This is a genomic window from Photobacterium sp. R1 (assembly GCF_054600795.1).
Genome location: NZ_BAAHZP010000151.1, coordinates 1 through 396 on the forward strand (window position 1 = coordinate 1; position 396 = coordinate 396).

Annotated in this window: 1 protein-coding gene; it reads left to right on the top strand. The window is 52.0% G+C overall.

Going from position 1 to position 396, the window contains the following annotated elements; all coding sequences use genetic code 11:
- Positions 1–100: 100 nt before the first annotated feature.
- On the top strand, positions 101–396 hold a 296-nt coding region (locus tag ACYP03_RS24425), incomplete at its 3' end, for a LacI family DNA-binding transcriptional regulator (protein ID WP_459782435.1).

The window sequence follows — 396 nt, forward strand, 5'->3', positions numbered from 1 at the left end:
GTAACGACAGATAAAGCATTCTAACCACAGCTAAAGTTCGTTACACTCGCCATCCGGCTGCGGCTTACTGTCCGTAGCCGGATGATAAAGAGGACAGGCAATGGCAACCATAAACGATGTGTGTAAAGCAACCGGCTACTCCAAAGCCACAGTGTCACGTGTTTTAAATGGCACCGGGCAGGTCAAAGCCGCTACCCGCGACGCTGTGCTTGCTGCCATGCAAACTCTCGGTTATCAGCCCAACGCACTGGCGCAGGCACTGGCAACCAATACCTCCAATACCATTGGCCTGATTTTGCCCCACTTTCAAAGCAGCTATTTTGGCAGCATTCTGCACCATGCCGAGCAAAGCACGCAGCGGGACAACAAAAAACTGTTGGTGGTTAACAGCCGCAA